This window comes from Pseudomonas sp. JZ114 (genome assembly GCF_051027705.1).
Lineage (GTDB): Bacteria > Pseudomonadota > Gammaproteobacteria > Pseudomonadales > Pseudomonadaceae > Chryseomonas > Chryseomonas luteola.
Genome location: NZ_CP069256.1, coordinates 3778695 through 3804751, shown reverse-complemented (window position 1 = coordinate 3804751; position 26057 = coordinate 3778695). Strand labels below are relative to the sequence as shown.

At 54.8% G+C, this 26057-nt stretch carries 20 protein-coding genes and 4 pseudogenes; 12 read left to right on the top strand and 12 right to left on the bottom strand.

The genetic code is table 11. The annotated features are described in order from the left end of the window. Positions 1-2: 2 nt before the first annotated feature. The 4 genes from bioD (at position 3) to JQR90_RS17855 (ending at position 4243) form a co-directional block, all read left to right on the top strand. Positions 3-683 (top strand): dethiobiotin synthase, encoded by a 681-nt coding sequence (gene bioD / locus JQR90_RS17870; protein WP_010796028.1) that lies wholly within the window; start codon positions 3-5, stop codon positions 681-683. Positions 684-1052: 369 nt separating this feature from the next. After that, positions 1053-1820, top strand: coding sequence for a hypothetical protein (locus JQR90_RS17865; protein ID WP_010796027.1), 768 nt, complete (start codon positions 1053-1055; stop codon positions 1818-1820). 126 nt (positions 1821-1946) lie between these two features. After that, complete coding sequence (locus JQR90_RS17860; protein ID WP_010796026.1) at positions 1947-2231, top strand: hypothetical protein; 285 nt, start codon at positions 1947-1949, stop codon at positions 2229-2231. 206 nt (positions 2232-2437) lie between these two features. Further along, a complete protein-coding gene (locus JQR90_RS17855) occupies positions 2438-4243 on the top strand; it encodes a phenylacyl-CoA dehydrogenase (protein WP_010796025.1) in 1806 nt (601 codons plus the stop codon). Between the two features lie 159 nt (positions 4244-4402). Here JQR90_RS17855 and JQR90_RS17850 read toward each other — a convergent pair whose 3' ends face one another. The 4 genes from JQR90_RS17850 to JQR90_RS17835 are packed head-to-tail and all read right to left on the bottom strand — an operon-like array spanning position 4403 to position 9207. Further along, positions 4403-5302: an efflux RND transporter periplasmic adaptor subunit gene (locus tag JQR90_RS17850; RefSeq protein ID WP_010796024.1), complete on the bottom strand. Its 900-nt coding sequence runs from the start codon at positions 5300-5302 to the stop codon at positions 4403-4405. A gap of 12 nt (positions 5303-5314) precedes the next feature. Continuing rightward, complete coding sequence (locus JQR90_RS17845; protein ID WP_010796023.1) at positions 5315-5515, bottom strand: DUF1656 domain-containing protein; 201 nt, start codon at positions 5513-5515, stop codon at positions 5315-5317. Then, a complete protein-coding gene (locus tag JQR90_RS17840) occupies positions 5505-7697 on the bottom strand; it encodes an FUSC family protein (protein WP_434140189.1) in 2193 nt (730 codons plus the stop codon). Before JQR90_RS17840 ends, JQR90_RS17845 begins: the two co-directional genes overlap by 11 nt. 7 nt (positions 7698-7704) lie before the next feature. Further along, positions 7705-9207, bottom strand: a complete 1503-nt coding sequence (locus JQR90_RS17835; RefSeq protein ID WP_312271976.1) for an efflux transporter outer membrane subunit — start codon at positions 9205-9207, stop codon at positions 7705-7707. 169 nt (positions 9208-9376) lie between these two features. On the opposite strand from JQR90_RS17835, the gene JQR90_RS17830 reads away from it, so the two are divergent. The 3 genes and pseudogenes from JQR90_RS17830 to JQR90_RS17820 all read left to right on the top strand — a co-directional run bounded on the left by JQR90_RS17830 (position 9377) and on the right by JQR90_RS17820 (position 11711). Beyond that, positions 9377-10351, top strand: a complete 975-nt coding sequence (locus JQR90_RS17830; protein WP_010796020.1) for a LysR family transcriptional regulator — start codon at positions 9377-9379, stop codon at positions 10349-10351. 151 nt (positions 10352-10502) lie between these two features. Then, positions 10503-11375 (top strand): annotated as a pseudogene (locus tag JQR90_RS17825) (DMT family transporter); the annotation flags it as partial. Between the two features lie 36 nt (positions 11376-11411). Continuing rightward, the gene (locus JQR90_RS17820; RefSeq protein ID WP_167670396.1) at positions 11412-11711 is read left to right on the top strand and encodes a DUF2218 domain-containing protein; all 300 of its coding nucleotides are present in this window, start codon (positions 11412-11414) and stop codon (positions 11709-11711) included. Positions 11712-11881: 170 nt separating this feature from the next. Here JQR90_RS17820 and ubiA read toward each other — a convergent pair whose 3' ends face one another. From ubiA to JQR90_RS17805, 3 genes are all read right to left on the bottom strand, one after another. Beyond that, the gene (gene ubiA / locus JQR90_RS17815; RefSeq protein WP_010796018.1) at positions 11882-12826 is read right to left on the bottom strand and encodes a 4-hydroxybenzoate octaprenyltransferase; all 945 of its coding nucleotides are present in this window, start codon (positions 12824-12826) and stop codon (positions 11882-11884) included. Positions 12827-12883: 57 nt separating this feature from the next. Next, entirely contained in the window at positions 12884-13426 is a 543-nt protein-coding gene (locus JQR90_RS17810) for a chorismate--pyruvate lyase family protein (protein WP_010796017.1), read from the bottom strand. Positions 13427-13707: 281 nt separating this feature from the next. Then, positions 13708-13962: a hypothetical protein gene (locus JQR90_RS17805; protein WP_434140188.1), complete on the bottom strand. Its 255-nt coding sequence runs from the start codon at positions 13960-13962 to the stop codon at positions 13708-13710. On the opposite strand from JQR90_RS17805, the pseudogene JQR90_RS17800 reads away from it, so the two are divergent. The 5 genes and pseudogenes from JQR90_RS17800 to aldA all read left to right on the top strand — a co-directional run. Next, a pseudogene (locus tag JQR90_RS17800) lies at positions 13961-14596 on the top strand (L-rhamnonate dehydratase); the annotation flags it as partial. The gene JQR90_RS17805 and the pseudogene JQR90_RS17800 overlap by 2 nt on opposite strands. Beyond that, positions 14591-14866 (top strand): annotated as a pseudogene (locus JQR90_RS17795) (SDR family NAD(P)-dependent oxidoreductase); the annotation flags it as partial. The pseudogenes JQR90_RS17800 and JQR90_RS17795, both read left to right, overlap by 6 nt. Positions 14867-14925: 59 nt before the next feature. After that, positions 14926-16296, top strand: coding sequence for an MFS transporter (locus JQR90_RS17790; protein WP_286790660.1), 1371 nt, complete (start codon positions 14926-14928; stop codon positions 16294-16296). A 30-nt stretch (positions 16297-16326) separates the two neighbouring features. Beyond that, the gene (locus JQR90_RS17785) at positions 16327-17127 is read left to right on the top strand and encodes an HpcH/HpaI aldolase family protein (protein WP_197871396.1); all 801 of its coding nucleotides are present in this window, start codon (positions 16327-16329) and stop codon (positions 17125-17127) included. A 17-nt stretch (positions 17128-17144) separates the two neighbouring features. Continuing rightward, positions 17145-18571, top strand: a pseudogene (gene aldA, locus JQR90_RS17780) (aldehyde dehydrogenase). 335 nt (positions 18572-18906) lie between these two features. On the opposite strand, the gene JQR90_RS17775 reads toward aldA, so the two are convergent. The 5 genes from JQR90_RS17775 to JQR90_RS17755 all read right to left on the bottom strand — a co-directional run bounded on the left by JQR90_RS17775 (position 18907) and on the right by JQR90_RS17755 (position 26031). After that, entirely contained in the window at positions 18907-19683 is a 777-nt protein-coding gene (locus JQR90_RS17775) for a PoNe immunity protein domain-containing protein (protein WP_010796009.1), read from the bottom strand. Between the two features lie 475 nt (positions 19684-20158). After that, on the bottom strand, positions 20159-22300 hold the full coding sequence (locus JQR90_RS17770; RefSeq protein WP_286790658.1) for a lipase family protein: 2142 nt from the start codon (positions 22298-22300) through the stop codon (positions 20159-20161). Between the two features lie 4 nt (positions 22301-22304). Further along, positions 22305-23132 (bottom strand): hypothetical protein, encoded by an 828-nt coding sequence (locus JQR90_RS17765; protein WP_010796006.1) that lies wholly within the window; start codon positions 23130-23132, stop codon positions 22305-22307. Continuing rightward, positions 23129-23959: a DUF4123 domain-containing protein gene (locus tag JQR90_RS17760; RefSeq protein ID WP_010796005.1), complete on the bottom strand. Its 831-nt coding sequence runs from the start codon at positions 23957-23959 to the stop codon at positions 23129-23131. The genes JQR90_RS17765 and JQR90_RS17760 overlap by 4 nt, the downstream gene beginning before the upstream one ends. Further along, a complete protein-coding gene (locus JQR90_RS17755) occupies positions 23956-26031 on the bottom strand; it encodes a type VI secretion system tip protein VgrG (RefSeq protein ID WP_434140187.1) in 2076 nt (691 codons plus the stop codon). The genes JQR90_RS17760 and JQR90_RS17755 overlap by 4 nt, the downstream gene beginning before the upstream one ends. Between the last annotated feature and the right edge of the window lie 26 nt (positions 26032-26057).

The window sequence follows — 26057 nt, the reverse complement described above, 5'->3', positions numbered from 1 at the left end:
TTATGTCTGCTTACTTCATTACCGGCACCGATACCGAAATCGGCAAGACCACCATTGCTTCCGGCCTGCTGCATGTAGCCCGCCTTGCGGGGCTTTCCACGGCAGCGGTCAAACCTGTGGCTTCTGGTTGCGAGATGACGCCCGAGGGGCTGCGTAACAGCGACGCGTTGTCGCTCTGGGGCGAGTGTTCGTTGCCGTTGAGTTACGCCGAGGTCAATCCGCTGGCCTTTGCGCCTGCTATTGCTCCACATCTGGCGGCCCGTGAGGTAGGAGCATCCTTGACAGTCGATGCCCTGGTCGCGCCCATTCAGGCCATGCGGGCCAAACAGGCCGACTTCATGCTGGTCGAAGGTGCAGGTGGCTGGCGCGTACCGCTGGAGGGGGAGGCGAACCTGTCCGATGTAGCCAGGGCCATTGGTTTTCCCGTCATCCTGGTGGTGGGTGTACGGTTGGGCTGCATCAACCACGCGGTGCTGACTGCTGAAGCCATTGCACAGGATGGGCTCAACCTGGCCGGCTGGGTTGCCAATATTGTCGATCCGCAGACATCACGCCTGGAGGATAACCTCGCCACGCTTCATGAGCGCCTGCCTGCACCTTGCCTGGGCACTGTTCCTTATCTGGCTGAAGCCACGCCGGCGGCCGTTGCGGATTATCTGGATTTAAGCCAATTGGCGCGTTAATGCCCCTTTGGTATCTGACTGCTCGTGATAAGGCACTTTAATATCAGAATAGACGTTATTTATTACAAAGTTTTTCAGCGATTACTTTAATTTTGCGCAGCTTTTCCCGGCTTCGCATATAGTCCATTTGCCTCGATTGATCTCTTTCCCGCCTTATCTAAAAGAGATGTTCTCGTCGCGGTTATGAGTGCTTTCTGTTTGTTCGCTATGCCTGTCAATCACTTCTTAATGATTGATTGCGGCATGGCGCGTGACTGTATGCCTTTAATATTTATTGCTATACGACTTACCGATAGTTGCTCATGGTGTTCAGACGTTGGTGGTAGTTCCAGTTTTATAACAATATCAAGAATGGAAAAAGGATTTTGTATGCCTGTCTTCAAGCGTATTGATGCTCAAGACGTTTCTCGGCTGGCGCTCGACATCGAGAGGCAAGGCTATGCCGTTATTGAACACTTTCTTTCGACGGAACAACTTGAAAGTGCACGTGACTATGTTCTGCGGGAAACTCACAAACATAACTCCGAATATTTTGCGCTACATGGCATAAAGTCTGTAACCGGCAGTCTTTTCGAGGCGCTGAGCACCTCGGTGAGGTTCAGGAAAATGCTGGCGGATGTTCAGGAAGCCGGTCTGGGCAGGCGGGTACCGGAAGAGGAAGAGATCTTTCCGGCCGTGCGTTGCCTGCAAGGTAAAACCGGTCTTAAAGAGTCCAACTATTTTCATTATGACGCCACGGCATTAACGGCGCTTGTGCCTGTTTTCATTCCAAATGATACTGACCAGTGTGGCGATTTTATTATGTTTCCCAATACCCGCCGTATCAGGAGCAGTGTGGCCATCAATATTATCGAGAAAGCACTTATTCAAAATCCATTAAGTCAGAAGTTCATAGCGTTATTGATCAAGTACAATCTGCTCAAGCCCATCAAAATAAAACTTGTTCCTGGCAATCTTTATATCTTCTGGGGATATAGAAGCATACATGCCAATGAGCCTTGTGATCCTAATACACTGCGCGCAACGGTCCTGCTGCATTATGGTGACCCACACAGTCACCAGTGGATGTCCAGGCTTTTCCTCGGCGCCAACCAGAGGCGGGCGCGCAAGATTAACAAGAAGGCGTTGCCCGGCTGATACCGTTCCCCTGGTTATTCGAACTGACGCTAAGCGAAGCGGCAAGCATGACGTTTTAATCATAGGGTTCGATGCCGGAATCTGCTTCAATGGCCAAACGCCTCAAGCAGTTAAAGGGAGCGGCTTATGAATATTTCCGGAAACAGTTTTACTTACGGGGTGGCGGCCTATCAGGCGGGCCAGTCCCGTGTCGATCAGGCCGGTGCAGCCATTGCGGCCAGCAGCCTGCCAAATGATGCGCAGACACGTGTCGACCAGGTTCGCAGCGTCGATGGAGCTTCTCAGAATCAGGCAGATAAGGCCGCACAGCTGGTCGAGTTGCAAGCGGGTAAGCGCGAGGCCCTGGCGGGCTCTCGAGTTATCCAGGCAGCCAGTGCAACATTGGGAAGCCTTATCGATACCTACGCCTGACCTCTGTTCCCTCCAGGGGGAGAAGGTGTAATACAAGCGCCGCGGGTGGATAACCACTCGCGGCGTTTTTGTATCCAGGTGTCGCCTGTGGTCAGACACGCTTGACAGGCCTCAGAGGAAAACATAAGTTTCAAACAACTGTTTAACGCCGGTCAGGAGATCCCTGCGGCGCCTTCCCATAAAAATGCATTCCAGAGGTAACAGTCATGCCTGACTACAAGGCTCCCTTGCGTGATATCCGCTTTGTCCGTGACGAACTGCTGGGTTATGACGCGCATTACCAGAGCTTGCCCGGCTGCCAGGATGCTACCCCGGATATGGTTGCCGCTATTCTTGAGGAAGGCGCCAAGTTCTGCGAGCAGGTCCTGTCGCCGCTGAACCGTGTCGGTGACAAGGAAGGCTGCGTATGGAGCGAGTCGGGCGTGAAAACGCCGACAGGCTTCAAGCAGGCCTATCAGCAATTCGTAGAAGGTGGCTGGCCGAGTCTGCCGCATGATCCTGCTCATGGCGGCCAAGGTCTGCCTGAGTCACTGGGTATTGCCTTGTCGGAAATGATTGGCCAGGCCAACTGGTCCTGGGGCATGTATCCAGGCCTTTCCCATGGTGCGATGAACACCATTGAAAGCCATGGTACCGACGAGCAGAAGCACACCTACCTGACCAAACTGGTTTCCGGCGAATGGACAGGCACCATGTGCCTGACCGAGCCTCATTGCGGCTCCGATCTGGGTATGCTGCGTACCCGTGCCGAGCCGCAGGCTGACGGTAGCTACGCGATCAGCGGAACCAAGATCTTTATTTCGGCCGGTGAACATGACCTGACCGACAACATCGTGCATATCGTGTTGGCCCGCCTACCTGACGCACCGGCGGGTACCAAGGGTATCTCGCTGTTCATCGTACCCAAGTTCCTGCCCAATGCCGAAGGGGGCATAGGCGAGCGTAACGGTGTGACCTGTGGCTCCATCGAGCACAAGATGGGTATCCACGGTAACGCCACTTGCGTGATGAACTTTGATAGTGCCAAAGGCTTTCTAATCGGCCCGCCAAATAAAGGCCTGAACTGCATGTTCACCTTTATGAACACGGCGCGCGTAGGGACGGCCTTGCAAGGTCTGGCCCATGCGGAGATCGCCTTCCAGGGTGGTATCCGTTATGCCCGTGAACGCTTGCAAATGCGTTCCCTGACTGGTCCAAAAGCGCCCGAGAAGGCTGCTGACCCGATCATTGTCCACCCGGACGTCCGCCGCATGCTGCTGACCATGAAGGCGTTCGCCGAGGGCAACCGTGCCATGATCTACTTTGCTGCCAAGCTGGTAGATGTGACCCGTTACAGCCAGGATGAGGAAGAGCGAAAGAAAGCCGATGCGCTGCTGGCCTTCATCACGCCGATTGCCAAGGCCTTCATGACTGAGGTGGGCTTCGAAGCCGCTAGCCATGGCATGCAGATCTATGGCGGTCACGGCTACATTTCCGAATGGGGCATGGAGCAGAACCTGCGTGATAGCCGTATTGCCATGATGTACGAAGGTACTACCGGTATTCAGGCCATTGACCTGTTAGGCCGTAAGGTACTGATGACTCAGGGTGAGTCGCTCAAGGGCTTTACCAAGATCGTTCACAAGTTCTGCCAAGCGCAGGAAGGCAATGCTGATCTCAAGGAGTTCATCGAGCCACTGGCCAAGCTGAACAAGGAATGGGGCGAAATCACACTGAAGGTCGGCATGGCTGCCATGAAGGACCGTGAGGAAGTAGGCGCTGCCGCAGTGGACTATCTGATGTACTCTGGCTATGCCTGCCTAGCCTATTTCTGGGCCGATATGGCGCGTGTAGCCAGCGAGAAGCTTGCTGCCGGAACCGATGAGGCTGCGTTCTACAAGGCCAAGCTGCAGACCGCGCGTTTCTATTATCAGCGTCTGCTGCCACGTACCCGCATGCATGTCGAAGCGATGCTGGCAGGGGCTGGCAGCCTGATGGATGTGGCGGAAGAGGATTTCGCTCTGGGTTATTGATTAGTCGGGCTAAAGCAGATAGAGGGGCTGCGTCGTTAGGCGCAGCCCCTTTTTATTGGCTGATCGGTAACGCACACAGACTCGGGTATGCGCGTTCAGCCGGTGCGAGTCGGAAGCATCACTCTATGGAGTGCATTACGCAGAGGGCTCGTACCAAGATCAGTCGGCAAAGCCCAGCCAGTTGTGGTGATCATGACCGGTGCCGTCATCCAACACGACCGTGCAGGTGGTGCCTGCCGACAGCTCCATCCCCTCGGGCACTTCATCGATGGCAATGCGCACCGGAATTCGCTGTGCCAGGCGCACCCAGTTGAACACCGGGTTCACATCGGCGATCAGCTCGCGGCTCTGCGGGTTGTCCCGATCATAGATACCCCGGGCAATGCTCTCTACATGGCCCTTGAGCACCATACCGCTCATCATTCGCATTTCGGCGGGTGCGCCGATCTTCACGTGGGGCAGTTTGGTTTCTTCAAAGTAGCCATAAACCCAGTAGGAGTTCTTGTCGATGATCGCAAGCTTGGGTGCACCGGCCGAAGCATAATCGCCACGGTAGACCAGGAGGTTGGTGACATAACCATCCACCGGCGCCACCACGCGGGTGCGGGACAGGTTCAGGCGGGCCGCTTCAAGCTGAGCCTGGGCCTGCTTGTAGTCTGCCTCAGCTGAGGAAGCGATGCTGCTGGCGTCTTCACGGCTCTCCTTGGAAACGACCAAGCTGTCGATATCGGCACGGCGCTTGGCGTTTTGCAGGCGCATGTCCAGCGTTGCCTTGCGCGAAGCGACCAGGGCTTCGGCCTGATGCACGGCAATCTCGTAATGCGACGGATCGATCTGCAGGAGCAGGTCGCCTTTTTTGACCAGCTGGTTGTCATGCACCGGCACGTTGACCACAAGGCCCGACACATCCGGTGCGATGTTGATGACATCGGCGCGCACGCGTCCGTCCCGCGTCCACGGATCGTTCATATAATGCACCCAGAGCAGCCGGCCTATCACCAGTGCGGCTACCACGACGATCAGGGTCGCCAATACGCTAAAAAGGTTCTTCAAGGTCATGGAACAAGGCTCTCAACGATAGACGGTCAGCGCCATGACGCCATAGATGCAGGCGAACAGGCTCAGGCGGAACAGGGAGGGGTGCCAGGTAAAGCGATACAGCCCAATGCTGGCGAACAGGCGATCAACGACCCACATCACCAGCAGGCCAACAATGAACAGCACGGTAACGGTGGGCAGGTACACACCGTGGAAAGCAATCTCACGAGGCATGGGCGATTCCTGTGACGGGCTCGCTCGGCGCAGCGTATTGCGCCAGGGGCGCGTGCGGGTCGAGCAGGGAGGTTCGAATGAAATGCAGGAAGCTCTGGATGCGACGCAGCGGCGACTCATCGAAATGCTGGCTATAGGGCTCACGCTGCGCTTCAACGCAGGCAATGGCCTGGTCCACCGCGGTGAGCGCACGTTGCAGATTGGTCTGGCTTGGCTTCAGGAACAGGCGGGCCAGGGCACGTCCCATGGCGCGGATCGACTGACGCCAAGGGGACGCTTCGGCAAATCGAGGCTCGGCCGGTAGGCGCTCCTGCTCCTGACGCAGCTCAATGATGGCCTGACCGACTTCCTGGACCGTAAAGGTCCAGCCCAACAGCGCCTTCTGCACCTGCGGACGGCCATTGGCCAAACCGTAGGCCTGATTGAGCAGGTCGCGCGTGGCGCTTTCGAACCGGCTCGAAAGCCCTGGCAGCGGGTCACTCGTTACACGAACGACCTGACGGCGCAGGTCACGCTCCAGGCGTCGCCAGAGCCAAGCGCTGTTGGGTGGGAGCAGGATCGAGGAAATCGCGGCTGTGGTCGCCATGGACAGCAGCACGGCGATACCGTTGTTGATGAAGTTTGACGGGTCATACACCGGTGGGTTGTCGGGAATCGAGGTAAAGCAGAAAAACACCATGCTACCCAGCCCGTAACCCATGTAACCCGGACGCAGGGCCACAAAGCTGCCCAGCATGAAGACGGGTGCCAGGGCGAACATGAGCATCCAGTATCCATCCAGTTGGGTAAAGACGAAGAAGTTCATGAAAAAGCCTACGGTAACGCCGAAAAATGCACCGATGGCCATCTGTTGGGCGGTCTTGTGGGGCATCGGACTGGACGAGGCGAGGGCGGCCACGGCAGCCGCGTTGGAGGCGAACATGCCGCCATAGGGCCAGGCTGTCATGATCCAGAACAGGCTGAGCAGCAGCACCATGAGGGCAGTTCGTACACCTGCCACGGTTGCTGCCATGGCATTGGCCTTGGCCACGAAGCGCGCCTTCCATTGCTCGCGTACATGGTGCGGAGCGGCCAGGGACGCGTGGGTCTGGACGTAGTTGTGCAGATCCTCCACCAAACGGAAGAGCAGCTCGGCAGCCGTCTCGAAGTCCAGCCGATCTTCTTCGGAGGGCGCGTTGGCAAGTAGCGAAGCACGGGCTTCCCGAATGCGTACGCGGGTATGGTCGCTCAAGGCCGAGAGACGTTCAGCGACTGCTGCCGCGTCCGGTGGTGTCAGCGGCTGACCACGCACGCTATCCAGGAGCTCCAGAAATGCAGCCTGCGCCATGTCGAATGCCGACAGTACAACGTCAGCCTGACGCTGGCGCAACCGTAGAAGCAGTCGATTCAAGGCATGCAGACGGGTCGTCATGGTCATGAACTCACTGTTCAGCCGCGAGAGACGACCGCTGCGCATGCGCATGTGCGGATCTTCAAAGGCTGTGGCGCTGCGCATGTTTTCAAGCCCGACGGCCTCGGCGGCATAGCGCACTCCACCGCTCTCCACGACATGCCGCTCCAGCTTGCCACGCAGCACATCGGCTACGTAGCCTGCAAAGGTGCCAAAGCGGTTGTATAAGGCGTTGCGCATGGCTGCGCCTGTGGTCTGCGGAAAAAGGGCTGCCGAGACGATACCGCTGCAGATAATGGCCAACGAAATCGCCAGCACCCGCATAACCGCTGACATAAAAGCACCTTCAGGGCTCATGACAGCGGGAATACCGATCAGCGCTGCGGTATAGCCTGCCAGCACACAGCCGTAGCTGCGCATATCGCGATAGCGCATGGCGCCGGCCGTGCACAGGCCAATCCAGACTGACATGCAGATCAGGAAGGGCACCCGCTCCTGGGCAAACAGGGCAACCAGCGCCAGCATGGCGATCAGGCCTGCTACCGTGCCCAGCAACCGATAGACGCTTTTGGCAAATACCTGGCCGCTCTGCGGCTGCATCACGATGAAAACGGTGATGACCGCCGAGGATGGGTGCGGCAACTGGAGGCGCATGGCAAGCCAGAGGGTCAGGCCGGCTGCGATCAGTACCTTGAACAGGTAGATCCACATGACACCGTCGCTTCTCGCCCAGGCGTTAAGCGCCTGGCGAAACGCGCTGGTGGTGGGGGTGGAAGTCGTTTCTGCTTTCATGAGGGCCTTAGGGCTTTTTGGCAATATCGACACGTGCCGGTTTCAGGTCCTTTTCGTCCGGGCCGTCTTCAGGCGCGATGGCACCGCCACCCAGAGCGGTAATCAAGCCGGCCTGGGCGCTCAGACGCATGGCCTGGACCTGTTGCTCCACCCGCTGCTGGGCAAACAGACGGGTCTGGGCGTCCAGTACATGCAGGTAATCGGTCAGGCCGCGCTCGAAGGCCTTGCGGGCAATGTCGTAGGTGCGCTGCGCCGCTTCCACGGACTCACGGGCCATGTCGGCCTGCTTGTTGGCCGAGTCGAGACGAATCAGGTTATCGGAGATGTCCTTCAGCGCTTCGATAATGGTCTGGTTGTAATGTGCAACCGCAGCGTCGTAGCCTGCCGATGCGATACCAAGCTGCGAGCGGCGCTCACCGCCATCGAAGATGGGCAGCGAGATAGCCGGGCCGAAGGAGTAACCCGTCTTTTTGGCCGTGAACAATTCCTTGAAGGTGCCCATGGTCATCGACTGACCAATGCTCGCCATCAGATCAATGTTGGGGTAGAAGTCGGCACGGGCTACATCGACACCCTTAGCGTTCATGGCAACCTGCCAACGGCTGGCCACCACGTCGGGACGATGACCTACCAGCTCCAGTGGCAAGCGTGAGGGCAGGGTTGGCATGGCGCCCAGTTGCAGCTGCGGGCGTGTCAGCGAGGCGGCATCGCCTGGGCCTTTACCGGCCAAGGCGGCCAGCTGGTTGCGGGAAAGCGCAATGGCTTCGTCCAGGGCTTCGATCTGTCGATGCGTTTCCGGCAACAATGCTTCGGCCTGGCTGACCTCGAACTGGGTGCCGATACCGCCTTCCAGCTGACGCTTCGCCAGTTTGGCGATCTGCTCCTGCTGATCCAGGGTCGCTTGGGCTACATCACGTTGCGCATATTGCAATGATAACTGGATGTAGGCTCGCACGATGTTGGTCGTCAGCTCGAGCACCGCAACACGTTCTTCGGCAGCTGCCTGGTGGGCACGATCCAGGGCACGCTCGCTGTCATCATGCTCGCGTCCCCAGAAGTCGAGCTTATAGCTGAGCCCCAAGGAGGCGGTGTTGTTCCAGGTGGTACGGTCGGCCAACTCGCCCGGGCCATAGAAGTTATCCGTAGGCCAGGTGTAACGGCGCAGGTCAACGCTGCCGTTTACGTGGGGCGCCTCGGCGGATTCCACCAGTCCGGCCATTGCCTTGGCCGAGCGTACCCGTGCCGCTGCGGCTGCCAGTGACGGATTGCTGGTCAGGGCTTCAGCGATCCACCGGTCCAGCTGGGGATCACGATAGGCGCGCCACCACTGGCTGGCCGGCCATTGGGCGTCCAGCTTGGCCGCACGGATAGCATCGTCCGTAGCCAGGGTGTCGGCATTGACACGTTGAGCCTCCGGCGCGATACCGTGGGTACTGATACAGCCGGAGATTGTTGAAGTCAGAACAAAAAAGCTTATGCCAAGCAGCGAATTCTTACAGGGGAATGACACAGAAGGCGTCCAGATATTCGAGGGGAGAGTCGCTCAAACCTACGTGAATTCTAGGAAACCCCTTGTCTTGAGATAAGCCGGCTGGTTTGTGAATGTTTATCTCACATTTTGTAATAATGGCCCTCTTGCGTTCATGGCAAAATTTATTTGCTAACTAATGAGGGGCATCATGGACACATTGCACAATATGCGCGTTTTCGCCTGTGTTGCCGAAAGCGGCAGCTTTACCAGCGCGGCGCAAGTGCTGAGCACCACCACCGCACATGTTTCCCGGGCCGTTGCGAGCCTGGAAGCGCATCTGCGTACCCGCCTGCTCCATCGAACCACCCGCCGGATCGCCCTGACCGAGGCGGGGCAGCGTTACCTGCTGCGTTGCGAGCAGATCCTGGCCTATGTTGAAGAAGCCGAAGCCGAAGCCAGCGATGCTCATGCGCGGCCGGCCGGCAAGCTGCGTATCCATTCCATGACCGGAATCGGTCAGCATTACATGATCAAGGCGATTGCGGGCTATCGTCAGCAGTTTCCCGAGGTCAACTTTGACCTCACCATGGCTAACCGGATGCCGGACCTGCTCGATGAAGGCTACGATGTGGCGATTGTGGTCGCGACGGAGCTGCCGGATTCCGGCTTTGTTTCCCAGAACATCGGCCATACCTACAGCATCCTGTGTGCGTCGCCTGCCTATGTCGAAGCGCGTGGCCTGCCTCGCAGCCCATCGGATCTGCCAAGTCATGACTGTATGAGACTGGTGAGTCCGGTCGTGCCGCTGGAAAAGTGGGTTTTCGACGGACCCAACGGGCAGGAAATGGTCACCATCGGCACAACCTCGTTCCAGGTCAACGTGGGCGATGCCATGACTGAAGCGATCCAGGCGGGCCTGGGCATTGGAATCCTGCCAATTTACTCCGCCATCGAAGGGTTGCGTGACGGCTCGCTGGTTCGTGTCCTGCCGCAGTATCAACTGCAACAATTGAACGTGTACGCCTTGTATCCGTCCCGCCAGTACCTGGACGCCAAGATCAAGACGTTCGTGGCGTTCTTGCGTGAGCGACTGCCCGGCGTTCTGGAAGCCGAAGAGCACGAGCTGCGTGAGTTTAGCCTGCGCAATGCCTGTGGCGGTGCCCGTCAGGTGCAGCCGGCCTGATTCCCTTAGGCCCTGGTTATGCTTGCCCAGGGCTGTTTCTGCTTTTCTTTCCCGGCTCATCTGTTCAATACTGGTCTTACCTATGCGGGCCAGGCCTTTATGCGATCAAGTGCTTAGCCTGCTAATCAGTAGTGCTCGATCAGGACAATAAATGAGCCTTCAGTCGTCTTCCGGCCTTGCCGAGCAACCGCTCAAGGGCATCGGGCTGATTTGTCTCGCGATACTCTTGTTTGCCAGCCATGACACGATGTCCAAATACCTGTCGGGGTTCTACCCGATCGTGATGGTCGTCTGGGCCCGTTACGTTTCCCATACGGTGTTGATGCTGGGCGTCTTCGGGCCTCGCATGGGGATGGGAGTGATCCGCACACGGCGGCCCGGACTGCAGATCGCCAGGGCGTTGTGCCTGATCGGGACCAGCCTGTTCTTTACGGCCGGGCTGCGTTATCTACCACTGGCAGAAGCCACGGCGGTCAACTTCCTCGCTCCGCTGATCGTAACGGCTCTGTCGGTGCCCCTGTTGAAAGAGCGGGTGACCCGGCCGCAGTGGATCGCTGTGGTAACCGGCTTTGTTGGTGTTCTGATCATCATTCGCCCAGGTAGCTCGCTGTTTACGCCAGCTGTTCTGCTACCGCTGGGGTCTGCAGTGATGTTTGGTATCTACCAGATCCTGACCCGCATTCTTTCCTCGACCGACAGCCCTACCACCAGCAATTTCATCGCCGGGCTGGTGAACAGTGTGATCATGACATCACTGTTGCCCTTCTTCTGGGAGCCGCCGAGCTGGACGCATGCCATTTTGATGATAGGGTTAGGCGCATGTGGAATGGGCGGACACTTGTTGCTGACCCAGGCATTCCGCTATGCGCCGCCCGCGTTGCTCGCACCCTTCAGCTACGGACAGATTATCTGTGCAGGGTTGATGGGATTCATTTTCTTTGGTCATGTACCTGACGAGGGCGCCCTGGTCGGTATGACAATCATCAGCCTCAGCGGACTGGCTGTCGCCTGGCAACAGCGGCGTGCACGCAAACCCATCACCTCTTCAAGGAGATCGATTATGGCATCGTCCGAATCCCGTATCGCCACGGCCAGTCCAGGCCGCTACATCACACGGTTATGCAAGCACTGGGGGCATAAATTCCAGGTGGAATTCGATGACGGAAAGGGCTTCATTCAGTTCCCGGCGGGAACCTGTCACCTTGAGGCGCAAGGCGACGTCTTATTGGCAAAGATCGAGTTTCCTGCTGAAGAGCTGGAGCGGATGGAAGGGGTGGTCGCTGATCATTTGCAGCGGATGGGAAGCGGTGAAACACTGCAGATTGATTGGGTCAGGGTCTCATCAAGCCCGACTGAGTGATCGCCTGTGCCAGGGAGGCGGTAAGCGAGTCATTCGTGAAAGCCGCCGTAAAGTCACCAGAACCGCTTGTTCCGGTATCCAATAGGCGCTGCGCCCTGGCTTCACGTTCTCTGTAAGTGTGTAGAGAACGTGAAGCGCCGAAGGCATGGGAAAAAGCTGAAGCCGCTTGATCAGCGCACCAAATAATCCACCACAATCCCTATCCAGATTGCCAGGCCCGCCCAGTGATTATGCAAAAAAGCCTTGAAGCATTTCATGGGGTCCCGGTCCTGTGTACTCAGGAATTCCCAGACAAAACACCCTAGCGCCACCACAAGGCCCAGATAGAACCACGCGCCCATGTGAAAGCGCGCACCGGCAAGGAGCAGGCAGAGCAGGGTAAGGCCCTGCAGCGTCGCGATGATGATGCGGTCTGCGTCGCCAAACAGGATGGCAGTGGATTTCACGCCGATCTTCAGATCGTCTTCCCGATCCGCCATGGCGTAATAGGTGTCGTATCCCACCGTCCAGATCACGTTGGCGATGAATAATAGCCAGGCCTCAGGCGGAAGCGAGCCGGTTTCGGCGGTAAAGGCCATCGGCATTCCCCAGGAGAAGGCTGCGCCCAGTACCACCTGTGGGTAATAGGTGTAGCGCTTCATGAAGGGATACAGCGCAGCGATACCCAGGGCGCCAAAGGACATCCAGATGGTGATGGCGTTGGTAAACAGCACCAGCACGAAGCTGAGCCCAACCAGCACGGCAAAGGCAATCAGAGCTTCCTTGGTTGTTATCCTGCCGGTCGCCAGCGGGCGCGCCTTGGTGCGACTGACATGACCGTCGAAGTTTCGATCGGCAAAGTCGTTGATTACACACCCCGCCGAGCGCATCAGGGCGACACCCAGCACGAAAATGATGACGTTCTTCACGCTCGGGCGGCCTTCGCCCGCAATCCACAAGGCCCAGAGTGTTGGCCAGAGCAAAAGGTAGATGCCGATAGGCTTGTCCAGTCGCGTCAGTTGGGCGAAGTCTTTGATGCGGCTGCTAGGCCGGGTGGTCCCGATGATTTTCTGCGGGGCGGCGGTAGCAAGCGAGGCAGCGGGCTGTGGTTTTTTACGGGAGCGGTTCTTTTTCATTGCGGCGCCGTATCGGAATGAACGAAAGCCCGAGCCGTTTCACGGTGGGCTGGCCGATTATAGCCTTTGATCTTTCAGAAACTGCCAGAACGCCGGCAGAAACACCTCGGCAACCAGTACGCCAAGGCCGTCCCGGCGAAAGACCGAACGCCGAGCCCAGAGCGGCTCCTGATCCTGCACTTCTTCCTGTGGAAGCCAGCCAGCAGGGTAACGCGTGGCCTCCAGCGGGCCGCGGTTAAACGCGTTATCGCTGAACAGCAGAGCGCCTAGTGGGCGTTGGCCCAGTTGAGCCAGCTCAAACCCTGAGGCCTCGAGCGCCTCGCGCGTTGCCACGCTGCGGGCAAACACCCAGCGGGTCTGCGTACCTAACAGGAAAACTTCGCGCACCCAGCCGAGCGTCTCCGGCGGCGCGTCCAGGGCCTTGCATTCATCTGCCCTTAGCGGCTGCCATCCTTCAGTAATGACGTCCACCGCAAAGCGGTTACCGCTGAGTTGCGTCAGGCGCTGGGTCAAGGAACCCTCATCTTCAAACAGCCACTTGCGGGGAGCGTCGCCGTCGAGCTGCGCAGCGTTTTGCCAGAAGGGTATGCGTGGGGTCATATCAGGTGATCTATCCGTTAGAGGTCCATAGCTTAACAGTCAGGCTTATGGCCTGAGTCCGAGATCATTGGCGCGTCGGCGCAAGAGTTGCAGAAAGGTTTCCAGCTCTTGGCTTAGACCGCACCGGCAATTGCCGTGCAACCGCGGCGCTTACCGTTGCCATGGGTGGCCTGGGTATTGCCGCCTCGGTAGCGTTCGGCTTGCCACTGCTGGCGCTGATCGCTCTGTGCTTCGCCGCCTCGGGGTTCATTGCCGTCTAACCGATCTTCTAGACGTTTCCCTCAGCTTACCTTGCTGGTAGCGCGGCGGCAGGCAGCATTACCCTGATCAATTCTATTGGCGCTTTGGGCGGCTTCATGGCTCCCAACCTCAAACGCTGGGTCGAGACTACCTTTGACTCCACCGCTGCCGGCCTCTACTTCCTTGGCGGTGCCAGCCATCTGGCCGCCCTTTTGATCCTGGCGGTACACCGCTTCAGTCCCGCAGCGCCTACTACGCGCGCTGCTTCCTTCGATACGCTGCAAGGAGACGTCCATAAGCATGCCCACCATTAAACACGCCCGTGCGTTTACCCTCCGGGGCGGCGGGGCGGATTATCATTACCAGGGCGATGCCCACTGGATCGACGACCATATCTCCACGTCCATGGCGAAGTACCCAGAATACTGGCAGAGGCGCCGCAGCGTTGGTATCAACGTACTGGAGACGCTGGTGGTAGAGGTGGAGGCCAGCGATGGCACGGTGGGATTTGCCGTTACAACCGGAGGTGAGCTGGGCACGTTTATCGTCGAGAAGCACCCGGCTCGCTTCATCGAAGGCGCCAGGGTGACGGACATTGACAAGATCTGGGACTAGATGTTCAACGCCACGCTCTACTACGGGCGTAAGGGCATCGTCCTCAACATCATTTTCGGCGTGGACTTGGCTCTGTGGGACCTGCTCGGCAAAATTCGCCAGGGGCCGGTCCATCAGCTCCTGGGTGGCCCTGTGCGGGACGAGCTTCAGTTTTATGCCACCGGCGCATGGCCCGATCTGTCCAAGAAAATGGGTTTTATCGGCGGCAAGCTGGCGCTTTAGCACGGTCCTGCTTAAGGTGAAGAGGGGCTGCGCAAGAACATCGAAACGCTAGCCACTATGCGTGAGCGGGTGGGGGACGACTTCTGGCTGCTGTCACTTATGCAGTCCTGTGCCATTGCCCTTGGCCCGTACGGCATACGCTGCAATGCCGTACTGCCGGGCACTATCGAGACCGATATCAACAAGGACGACCTGGCCGATCAGGAAAAACGCGACTACATGTTTAAACGGACACCCCTGGGACGCCTGGGAGAGCCGGATGACCTGGCCGGCCCGGTCGTATTCCTCGCATCGGACATGGCCAGGTACGTCACTGGTGCATCCCTACTGGTAGACGGGGGAATGTTCGTGAACTTGCAATAGCGTTTCCGGTTCCGGGTTTATTCGGAACACCGCTCCATTTCGATTCCTGGAGAGCCTTGATGAATAACAACAATATGCAGGCAACAACGGGTGTAACAGCGAGTGCAACAACGGGGACTGCGTCTACCTCGCGAGAAACCGTGATCCCGGTCAAGAGTGCCCGGCTCAAGCGTACTCAATGGGTAGCGCTGACACTGCTGGTGCTGGCGGGGTTCGTCAATTACCTGGACCGCAGCACCCTGGCCATCGCTAACCAGACCATCAGCCAGGAGCTGTCTTTCACGCCGACCGAAATGGGGCTTTTGCTCTCCGTCTTTTCCTGGGCGTATGCCGTGGCGCAGCTGCCGATCGGCGGCATTCTCGACCGTTTTGGTGCCCGTCTGACCCTGGGCCTGGGGATCTGCCTCTGGTCGATTGCGCAAGGCATGCTGGGATTACTCAGTAGCCTGAACCACATGATCCTGGCGCGTATCGGTCTGGGTGTCGGTGAGGCCCCTCAATTTCCGGCCGGCGCTAAGGTTGTCAGCGAGTGGTTCAACATCAAGGAGCGAGGGCTGCCGTCTGGCATCTTCAACATGGCATCCTCCCTCGGGCCGGCAATTGCCCAGCCGATTCTCGCCGCGCTGCTTCTGGGCCTGGGCTGGCGGGCAATGTTCATAGCCATGGGCGTCATGGGCGTGGGCGTGGCGATTGTCTGGTACGCCGTCTACCGTAACCGTGATGAGGTTAGCCTTACCGCGCAGGAACAACACTATCTCGACGAAGGCATGGCCAAGGGTGACAGCACGGGCCGTATGACCTTTGCCGAATGGCGCGGACTCTTCAAACTGCGCGTGACCTGGGGCATCGTGTTTGGCTACGTCGGCATCATCTACATGCTGTCGTTGTACCTGACCTGGCTGCCTGCGTATCTGGAGCGGACCCATCATCTGTCCCTTGCCAGCGCAGGTTGGGTCGCCAGTATTCCGTTCCTCGCCGGAGCCGCGGGCGTAATCAGCGGGGGTCTTTTGGTCGACCGAGTGATCCGCGGCGGCGCCAGCGTCAGCCGCAGCCGTAAATGGCCGATCTGCGGCGGCCTGATCGGCGCAGGCTTCTTCACGGTCCTTGGCGCCTATGCCCAGGGCGTCGTCCCGGTCATGGCGTTATTCAGTGCGGCACTGTTCTGCCTGAATGTAGCAGTAGCCGGCACATGGTCCCTCGTCAGCGTGGCAGTACCGTCACGCATGGTGGCCTCCCTCGCCAGCATCCAGAACTTTGGCGGCTATTTTGGCGGTGCCTTTGCTCCAGTAGTGACCGGTATGGTCGTGCAGCAGACCGGCTCGTTCACACTCGCCCTGGTCATCGCAGCCCTGATCGCACTGCTCGGCGCTGCGAGCTACTTCTTTGTCGTCAAGCTTCCTGAAAAAGGGGGCCATCTGGCTTCTCACTGATCCCTAACGTTCAACACAACAGGACTTCTTATGCAGATGCCACACAACGCCTTCAAGGCAGCGCTCAAGAAAGACCAGACCACCTACGGCATCTGGGCCGGCTTTGCTACAGGCTACGCGGCGGAAATCATTGCCAGCCTTGGCTACGACTGGATGCTCATTGACGGTGAGCACGCACCCAATACCGTGCCCACCATCCTAGCGCAGCTCCAGGCTGTCGCCCCCTATGCCACTCAGCCCGTGGTAAGGGCCGTAACCGGTGACAGCGTGCTGATCAAGCAGCTACTCGATATCGGCGTCCAGACCCTGATGGTGCCTATGGTGGAAACAGCCGAGCAGGCGCGTGAGCTGGTCCGGGCCATGCGCTATCCACCCCATGGTATTCGTGGGGTTGGCGGTGGGTTGGCCCGTGCAACCCGTTGGGACGGCGTGCCGGATTATCTGGCTACTGCCCATGAGGAGCTTTGCCTGATCGTACAGGTAGAGTCGGCCAAGGGGGTCGAGAACGTCGAAGCGATTGCCGCGGTAGAAGGAGTCGATGCGGTCTTTGTCGGTCCAGCGGACCTGTCCTCTGGGTTGGGCTATCCCGGCAATCCAGGTCATCCCGACGTGCAGGCCAAGATCCGTCATGCCATCGATGCCACCCGTGCGGCGGGCAAAGTCAGCGGCATTCTTGCCCCCCAAGAGGATGACGCTCGCCGCTACCAGAGCTGGGGCTGCCAGTTCATTGCCGTGGGCATTGATATCAGCCTGATGCGTCAGGCAGCCCTGGATAATCTGCGTCGCTACAAGGAAGGCCCGGCCGTCAGCGCGCCTTCGCGAACCTACTAAAACAAGAGGACTCGGCCATGACCCAACCGTATCAGAACTTCATTAATGGTGCTTTTCAGGCCAGCAGCGAGCACCTTGGTGTTTTCAACCCGGCCACCGGTGCGCGATTGACCGACGTGCCTGCCTCTAATGGCGATGATGTAAACCGTGCCATTGAGGCCGCACGCGCTGCTCAAAAAGCCTGGGCAAAAAAGCCCGCTATAGAGCGCGCTGGGTACTTGCGCAAAATCTCCGCCAAGATCCGTGAACATGCGCCCCGGCTGGCGCGCATCATTACCGAAGAGCAGGGCAAGGTCAGTGGTCTGGCTGAAGTCGAAGTTAACTTCACGGCTGATTACATCGACTACATGGCAGAGTGGGCGCGCCGCATCGAAGGCGAAATCATTACCAGCGACCGGCCTAACGAAAACATCTTTCTGTTCCGTAAGCCCCTGGGGTGGTCGCCGGCATCCTGCCCTGGAATTTCCCATTCTTCCTTATCGCCCGCAAGATGGCGCCGGCCCTGGTAACCGGCAACACCATCGTCATCAAACCCAGCGAAGAGACGCCGATCAACTGCTTCGAATTTGCCAAACTGGTCGCCGAAACGGACTTGCCTCCTGGCGTGTTCAATGTCGTCAGTGGGGCAGGGGAGGTCGGGGGAACGCTCAGCGCCCATGCCGGAATCGACATGATCAGCTTTACCGGCAGTGTGGCTACGGGTGCCCGCATCATGGCGTCGGCTGCACCCAACCTCACCAAGCTCAACCTTGAACTCGGCGGCAAGGCACCAGCCATCGTGCTGGCCGACGCTGATTTAGATCTCGCCGTCCGCGCCATTCGCGGTTCGCGCATCATCAATACCGGCCAGGTCTGTAACTGTGCCGAGCGCGTATACGTCGAGCGTGGCGTAGCCGATGAATTCATCTCACGTGTCAGTGCTGCCATGAGTGAAACGCGCTACGGAGATCCGCTTGCCGACCCCTCGGTAGAAATGGGCCCGCTAATCAACCAGGCCGGGCTCGATAAGGTTGCCGAACGCGTGCGTACGGCAGTCAGCCAGGGTGCTACGGTCGTCTCTGGTGGCAAGGTCGCAGATATTCCCCGAGGCTTCCACTACGAGCCTACCGTGCTGGCCGGTTGCCGAGAGGATATGGCGATCATGCGTGAGGAAATTTTTGGTCCCGTCCTACCAATCCAGATCGTTGACAGCCTGGACGAAGCAATCGCCCTGGCAAACAACTCCGAATACGGCCTTACCTCATCCGTCTATACCCGCAGCCTGAGCAAAGCCATGCAAGCCTGCCGCGAAATTGATTTTGGCGAAACCTACATCAACCGAGAAAACTTCGAAGCCATGCAAGGCTTCCATGCGGGTGTACGCAAGTCAGGGGTTGGAGGGGCGGATGGAAAGCATGGGTTGTATGAATATACCCATACGCAGGTGGTATATATGGAGTGCTAATAAGATCGCCCACCTAAATGGGTGGGCATCTTTAATTTGAAGAACTTAATTTAATTTGTGTGTTAAAAAATTTTATTTATCAAGAGTTATAAGGTATACCGTGTGTCTACATACTTCTTGGATATCTCGGATAGGGGTCTGTATTTACCGCCAGATGTGCCTTCATACAGTCCTGTTTTAGCTACAGCGCTTTTTCTTCGAATAATTTATTAGATCGTTGCCTCTGTTTGATACTTTAATAATTAGGCAGAAACCTTGTAATGAGTTTGCCTAGTATTAAATATTAAGAGTCTGGTCAGAAGAGAGTTTCTCCTGTATGAGCCTTTAGTTGTGGTTCATTCAGCTCTTTTTTGGTTCCGAGCATAAGCGACTAGGTCTTTGGGATATACCATGTGGCTGATTTGGCTGTCATCTATGCCATAAAGATAGGCCACAGCGCCGGCTTCGAAAGCCCAGTAACCAAAATATGCACCTTCGGTTGAGGTCATACTAAGATGGGTATCATGCCACGTTGTACGTTTGAATGACGGATACCATTCTTTACAATACTGATTTAGAAGTTTTGAGGCCTCATCTTTAGTTTCGGCATACATTGCATGTATCAAGGTAGTGTAAGGCTTATCATGGTACCATTCATCAATTTCTGCACGATTGGGTAGTACACCTCCTACAAGCTCTTCATAAAGCGTATCTTCAGCTGCATATCCTGGATCAACAATTTTAGTAATACGCTCTAGGAGATCCTTGCGATTAAGTAATACAGCTATTCCGATCAGTTGGAGGCAGTCTTCATAATCTTCAAGCTGGTCAAGACCTAGAGGCGACATCCTGGGTTCATTTTCATAACGCCCGAGAGCTAGTTGATAGTTCTCGTAGGCAGAAATTACTTTTTCGAAAGAGTCTTCGATCTGCTGTATTGGCTGTCCAGCTGTATAATTAAGAATCCAGGCCATAAACTCATTTCGAGCTATTAGCATAGTTGCAACTGACTCGGCTTCTTCAGGCGTATCCGCTTGCGGCTTGGTGATTTTTAAGAATTCGACATCTTCTAAGTAATAATTTCTCATATTTCCGTAATATGGTGAGGTCAAGAAAATTTGTCGAGCTTGCATTTGCTACGGCTCCGCAAAGCTTAGTTGGGCTTCCATATCTTTTGGCTAATGCTATTTAGTACGGTCCTGACTCCATTTCATCTACAATTAGATGCGGTATTCATGTGACTTTTAGGAGCGTATTTTTAGTAGCAGACCTCACATGGCGTATTGGTAGGCTGCTCGAATGATCGAGAGGAGCATAAGGATTATGAATCTATCAAATTTTTATTTAAGCTATGAGAGAAGTAAATTTTGATGTAGATGGTTGGTTGTAATTTCGCCTATAGCTAATTTCATGTAAGTATTTAGATGCAAATTATTTTATCGTTTGTCGGTTAGAAATATTTAAATTGCCTGATTTTTGATCTTTAAGTTTTACATTAAGTTGGTGTTTTGATGTTTTTGATGTTTTTGATGTTAGAGATATGTCTTCTAATAAATTGGCCGCTAACCGCACTTATGAAGCGGTTAGCTTAAGCCTTTTGTAGGACAACTAGACGTAACTGGGTTTATATGTTCTAGGTATAGAGGCTAGTTGAGGTGTTTTGGACGGTAGGTTTTCATCGTGTTGTTGCCATCGGCTTATTAGGCTTAAAAGCATAGGATTGTTTATTTGAGATCCGTATACATTTTCAAGCGAAATAGGCTTTTGAGCTAGCTCCCTGATACGGCCTAAGGTACGGGGTAAGCGTCTCCTTTCGGCAGCGGCGAAGCTAATAGCCTGTTCGAATTGCTGCCTGCGTAGACTTAAGGAAACTTCTTGGTGTCGGTGTAGGGCGTCATATTTTTGCCAGGCTTGCTTTTCCCATAACTCTAAGTTTTTTTGATAACTATAGATTTCCTTTTCTAACCATTCTTGCTCGCGTTTGGTCAAGCTTTGACCTTCCTGCGCAGCGCTAGCTTTCCAGCGTAACAGCGTTGCATGACAAGCCGGAACATATCCAGCTACTGTAAAGTGTTGTGACATGGAAGCTAGCTGTGCAATGAATAGCGCTCTGTCAGGCATGTCATTTTTAATGTTGGCTGCATAATAAGTACACGCGGCTTCTTCAATTCCTGAACATTCCGGTTGCCAAAGTACTGAGGTGGTTTCCCCTCTGCCAATAGGGAGCGGTAGAAAGTGATGAAGTGTCCCGTGGTGCTGGTAATTATCACCTTTTAAATTGACAATGCCCGCCAAGAATGCTGCACCGCCTATTCCAGTTGCTCCTGTAATAAGTGCCGCTATTCCAGGGATAAATATTCGCTGGTCTGTGTCCATCCATGTTGCAGGTAAACTTGGAATAGGATCGTTATGGTTAACAAGCCGATGATGGATTAGTTCGGATGCACCTTCGACAAAATTTCTATCGCCAGCGCGAGGTGCGCCATATGTATACAGTAATACATCATAGCCTTGAGCATCACGGCGTAACCATTCGGCTACTAAAAGTGCAATGGCTCCACCTAGGCTATGGCCGTTTACGACGATCTTTTGTTCAGTATAAAAGTTCCGTAAATAGGGCGTTACAAAATTTTTTACAGCAAGAAAGGCCTCGTAAAACCCTCGATGTGCTTGCCCTACACCTTCTTTATAGGGAACTTGCTTCGCATCTATATCGCGTAATAAGTCAGGCGGGTTTTCTTGCGTCCCTCTTATACTAATCAGAACCATGCGGTCGTCATGAGTGATATATGCTTGGGTATTAGTGTCTATATCATTTAGGTTATGAAGTTCCCAGGGTTTTTTTTGTTCGTCTTGCTTTTTATAATATTCCGGATTGAAAGGGATTACTTCCAGTCTTTTGGAGTAAGGGACTTCTTCTAGAATAAGGTGGTAAGGGTTGACGTTTGAAAAGCGGCGGGGCTCTTCATTTAAAGCGCCAGTTTCTATGTGGGCCAATCTACTGTTCAAAACATAGCCAATAGTTCCAGGGACTGGGTAAATTGGCGGTGTTTCTTGGCCAGTACTGTATTTTTCTCCGAAATCTGCATAAGCCAGAGTGGTAAGTAATGAAAGTTGGTAAGCATCAAGTGCTGAAAAATCTGATGTTAGAGAAAGTAATGGTCGCCAAGCTGTTAAAGCTTTGATTTCCAATATATGATGTTTGTTGGGAGCAAGACCAATGCCGAATTTTTTACTATCCTTTTGATTTGAGTTAGATGCAAGATCAATCGAGGGGCGAGGTGCTAAAATTTTAGAGGCAGGCGGGAGATGACTGTTAACCTCTACTAAATCACGTACCTCTACTCGATAAAATTCAGCATTTTCCTTGGCTGCTACTTTCGGGTTTGGGCTTAACTGGTTGCTGTTTCGCCTCTGAGTCTGCTCTGCTACAGCCTGTAATTGTGTAATAGGAAGAGAAAAACTTTGACGATTTATTAAATCATCGTACCAAACGTCTATATTTCCTTTATATTTTTCAGAAAATCTAAGAATTGCGGGCCCACAATAAATGGGGTCAACTCTCGCATATCCTTTCTCGTCGAGAGTTCCTATGTGCTCGCTGCCTTGGCTATCTATTAAGGAGTAAGATAAGTTTGCATAAGGCTCGCCTTGGCCGAACTCATCAACTAATCTGAAACTAACCCAAGCCTTTTTTAATGGACAATTTTGGTCCGGGCTGGAAATTAATTTTGCAAATGATTCATCCATGTTATTATTCCGTGCAGTTTGGGTAGACCGTGCACTCCCGGCTATCCATGCGAAACTTTCTAAATGTAGGCGGGGTTTGGCATTGAGCGTATTTTGATGTTCTAATGCAAGGCTTCCAACCAGACTCTGTTCTTAACCAAGTACCCCGGAAGTAAGGGCGTTCTTCTTTAGAGTTTTGGAACTCAACATTAATGGTTTTTCCGTCGAGCTCATCGCGTCTTAGCGAGATGCCTACTCCGCCGCGCTTATCATAGTCGTCAGGCACTTGCCAGTTTTCGTCAGCTCCATGGCATGTAAGAACTTTGGCGAATACATCATTTTTGCCCATTAGTCGAAATAACCACATACATTTTCCCTTTAAATTCAGTTCTTTGCTGTTGGGAAAGTGAACCACGGTTTCAGGCAAACTTGTATAAACGCCTATTCGGCCTCCATCACGGCCAAATTCCCCGTCTTTAGAACCATATTTAGCAAATACAGTTAGATCCACATTGACTAACTTCATTTCGCACCCGGCCTCGTGATATGCCAGCGGTATCTGATGGATAAAATCTTGGGGTTTATCCTTGTATTCGACTTTATGCTGATCAATATGAGAGCGAGGAACATAACTACCCATCCCTACACTATAGAATGTGCATGCGGCTGGTTCACTCTGTTGGTAGTAGGCGGTAGTTTTGAATGAGTAATCTTCTGGGATTTTTCCTTTTAAATAAAAAAGTGCACTGCTGGGGTAACTGGCACCTTTGATGGCGCCTTCCTTTATGGAGTTTCCGACCCAAGAGCAAGCTGTAAGGGCCGCTAGGAATGAATATATGATAATTTTTTTCATTTTTCCTGAGGCCTAAAGAGACTCTGGCAGCGATTAAAATGTGCTAAGGGAGGCTCGTCTGGTAGGGGCTCCCATGCTGGGTGATTGAGTTGCTTTAGTCTGTTCTGCATAAGCAGAAAAAATACCTGATATGCATCTTTCCATTGGTAAATTCCAGCTTTAGCTAAACAATCTTTCAGCCACGTGCGTATATGTAATTGCTTGGCCAGCTCAGTTGTTTCGGCTGGTTGGTTTTCCCATAGCCACTGTTCCAAGTTTAAGATTTTAATTTCTTGCTTTATCTCGTCTGGTTCTGAGTAGAGCCAAGGGAAAGGCGGCTCTGGTAACTGAGAGAGGCTAGGGGTTGGATTGTTATATTCTTTCCATTTTTCCGCGTGCCAATATAAAACACTTTCAAAGGGTCCTAGAAGATAAGGAGCTTGTTCACGTTTCAAATAGGCGAGGCTTCTAGCTATTACGCGGGGGTCTTGAAAACGGTAAAGGGATATTTGCTCATCTTCATGTATTTCTATCCTGTCCTGTAAGTGTTTTTTTATAGCAGAGAATTCATGAAATTCTGTACAGGCTAACCAACCCCAGTCCCTTTCTGGATGTTGAATTAGACGTTGAATAGCTACGTTGCCCATGTCTTCAATTCTGATTAGCCAAGGTGCGATGGCAGAAAGCTCTTCATAAGACGTGCCCTGGTAAAGATTGGCGTATTCCTTGATGGCCCCTGAGCCGAATAGCTCCGGTATAGGGTTAGGTTCGGCTAATGAGTCAATAATTAAATAAAGCGATCGCTGCTTATTTGTTTGGGTTTGGATCCATGAGTAGACAGGGCTCATCTTGCTGAATGTCCTATATCACACACACCTTCACGACATGCCTCGCATATTGGGCAACGGCTTGCACCTAACTGCCGGGCCCTTATAGCCATTTGCAGCTGTACATTGGCTAGTGCTAGCTTGGGTAGTTTTCCCGCTTTATCACTATCCGCTGCCCATGGAACAAGCGGCCCCAGGATCTGAATGCCGGAGCCAACACCAGGGCTTCCGCCTGAGTTGATGTTTACCGCTGCCCCCATCAACGTAACGCCACTGGGGTCGAGCTTGATGAAGGCGCCGCCTGCCTTGGCGGTGAGTTCAAGCCCGGCTTCGATAACGACCTTGCTTCCGGCATACAGGTGGATCTCATTACCAGTCTCGATGTATTGCCCGTTACCCAGCTTGATGTGCTGATTCTGGCCCACTGTAAGGTGGTCATTGGCCTTGATCTCGGTTTTACGGTCCAGGTCTGTTGTGTGGTGCTCTTCGGCTTTGAATTCCGTGTAGCTGTTTGCCTCGATGCGGTCATGCCGCTCATGGCCGACGCGGATCTTTTGGTCGTGCTCGATGTTCTCGTCCCAGTCCCGCTGGGCATGGATATAAATCTGTTCCTGACCTTTCTTGTCTTCGATGCGCAGCTCGTTATAGCCGCCACCGCCTGGAGTGCTCAAGGTCTTGAAGACGGTACGCGTCTTGTTGGCGGGCAGGTCGTATGGGACTACGTTCTCCTTGTGATACAGGCAGCCGGTGATCAAGGGCTGGTCGGGGTCAGCCTCCAGGAAGGTGACCAGTACTTCCATTCCGATACGGGGAATGGCGATGCCACCGTAGCGGTCACCGGCCCAGTTACTGGCTACACGGAGCCAGCAACTGGTCTGCTCGTTAGCTTGGCCTTCGCGATCCCAATGAAACTGGACTTTTACACGGCCATACTCATCGCAATGGATTTCTTCGCCTTGGGGACCTGTCACGACTGCCGTTTGACTTCCCAAAACAGCAGGCTTTGGGTGCTCAAGAGCCGGGCGGTAGGGGACGTCCCATGGGGTAGCGGTAAAGCGGTTGCGGTAGCCCTGAGTGAAACCATCTTCTTTGGAGACGTCACTGGTGACGGACTCTTCCAACACCTGAGGCTGTCTTCCTTCATGGAAGACTTCCTGGATAAGCCAGAGGGCATTCCAGGACGTGCGTGGGTGGTTGCTCAACGGGAGAAAGTATCCGCTGACCAAGCCCGCGTCGCTTTGTCCCTCTGCGAGTTGTGAATCAGCCTGATGGCGCTCCAATGCGCGTTGGGCAAGGTGTTTGCCCCGGGTACGATCGGTAAAGCTGCCCGGATAGTCATAGTCCTCCAGATCAGGGGAGGACGGACCCTGGTAGGCTGCCTCCATCAACAGGCGTGGCTTCTCGAAGTTGTAATCGCGGCGTGTAACCCGACTGGTTCGCGTCGCCAGGCGCACACCGAAACGGCGAACGACTTCATGTTGAGCCGTTAAGCCGGAGTCTTGCTGATAAGGCACAGATGAGAGCTTGGGGAAGACCGTCTGATCGTCTCCAAAAACGAGCACATGACCGCTGCCGCTGTGTTGAAAGTGGTAACTCAGGCCTTCTTCTTCACAGAGACGCTGGATGAAATGTAGGTCGCTCTCATCGTATTGAACACAGTAGTCCCTCGGTGGATAGACCGTCTTGCCGAGCTGGAAGCGGTAGGCTCCTTCAAACAAGCCGTGTTCCTTGAGGATCGCTTCGATGATCTTGGGGACGGTAAGCTGCTGGAAAATGCGCTGATTAACGCGGTGCGCCAGGTAGGCCAGTTGAGGCACAAGGCTGACACGGTAGCGCGTCAGGCGCTTGCCTGAGTCGCCTTGAGCGGCGCGGTAGACCAGCCCGTGAACACCGCAGCCGCTAGGGCCAAAAGCAAGGTAGGCCGGCTTGTGCAGCAGGCTTTCCAGATCGAGATCAGGCTGTTCGCTGACAAGCTCGATATCGAAACGATACGTCAGATTGAGGGCTTCGTGACCTTCAAAGCTCAGGACCTGCAGGTCTGTCGACAGGCCTTCGAGCGAAAGGGTGATATGGCTTTCATTTGCGTCCAGCATCCTGCTGAGCCTTCTTTCCTTGAAGA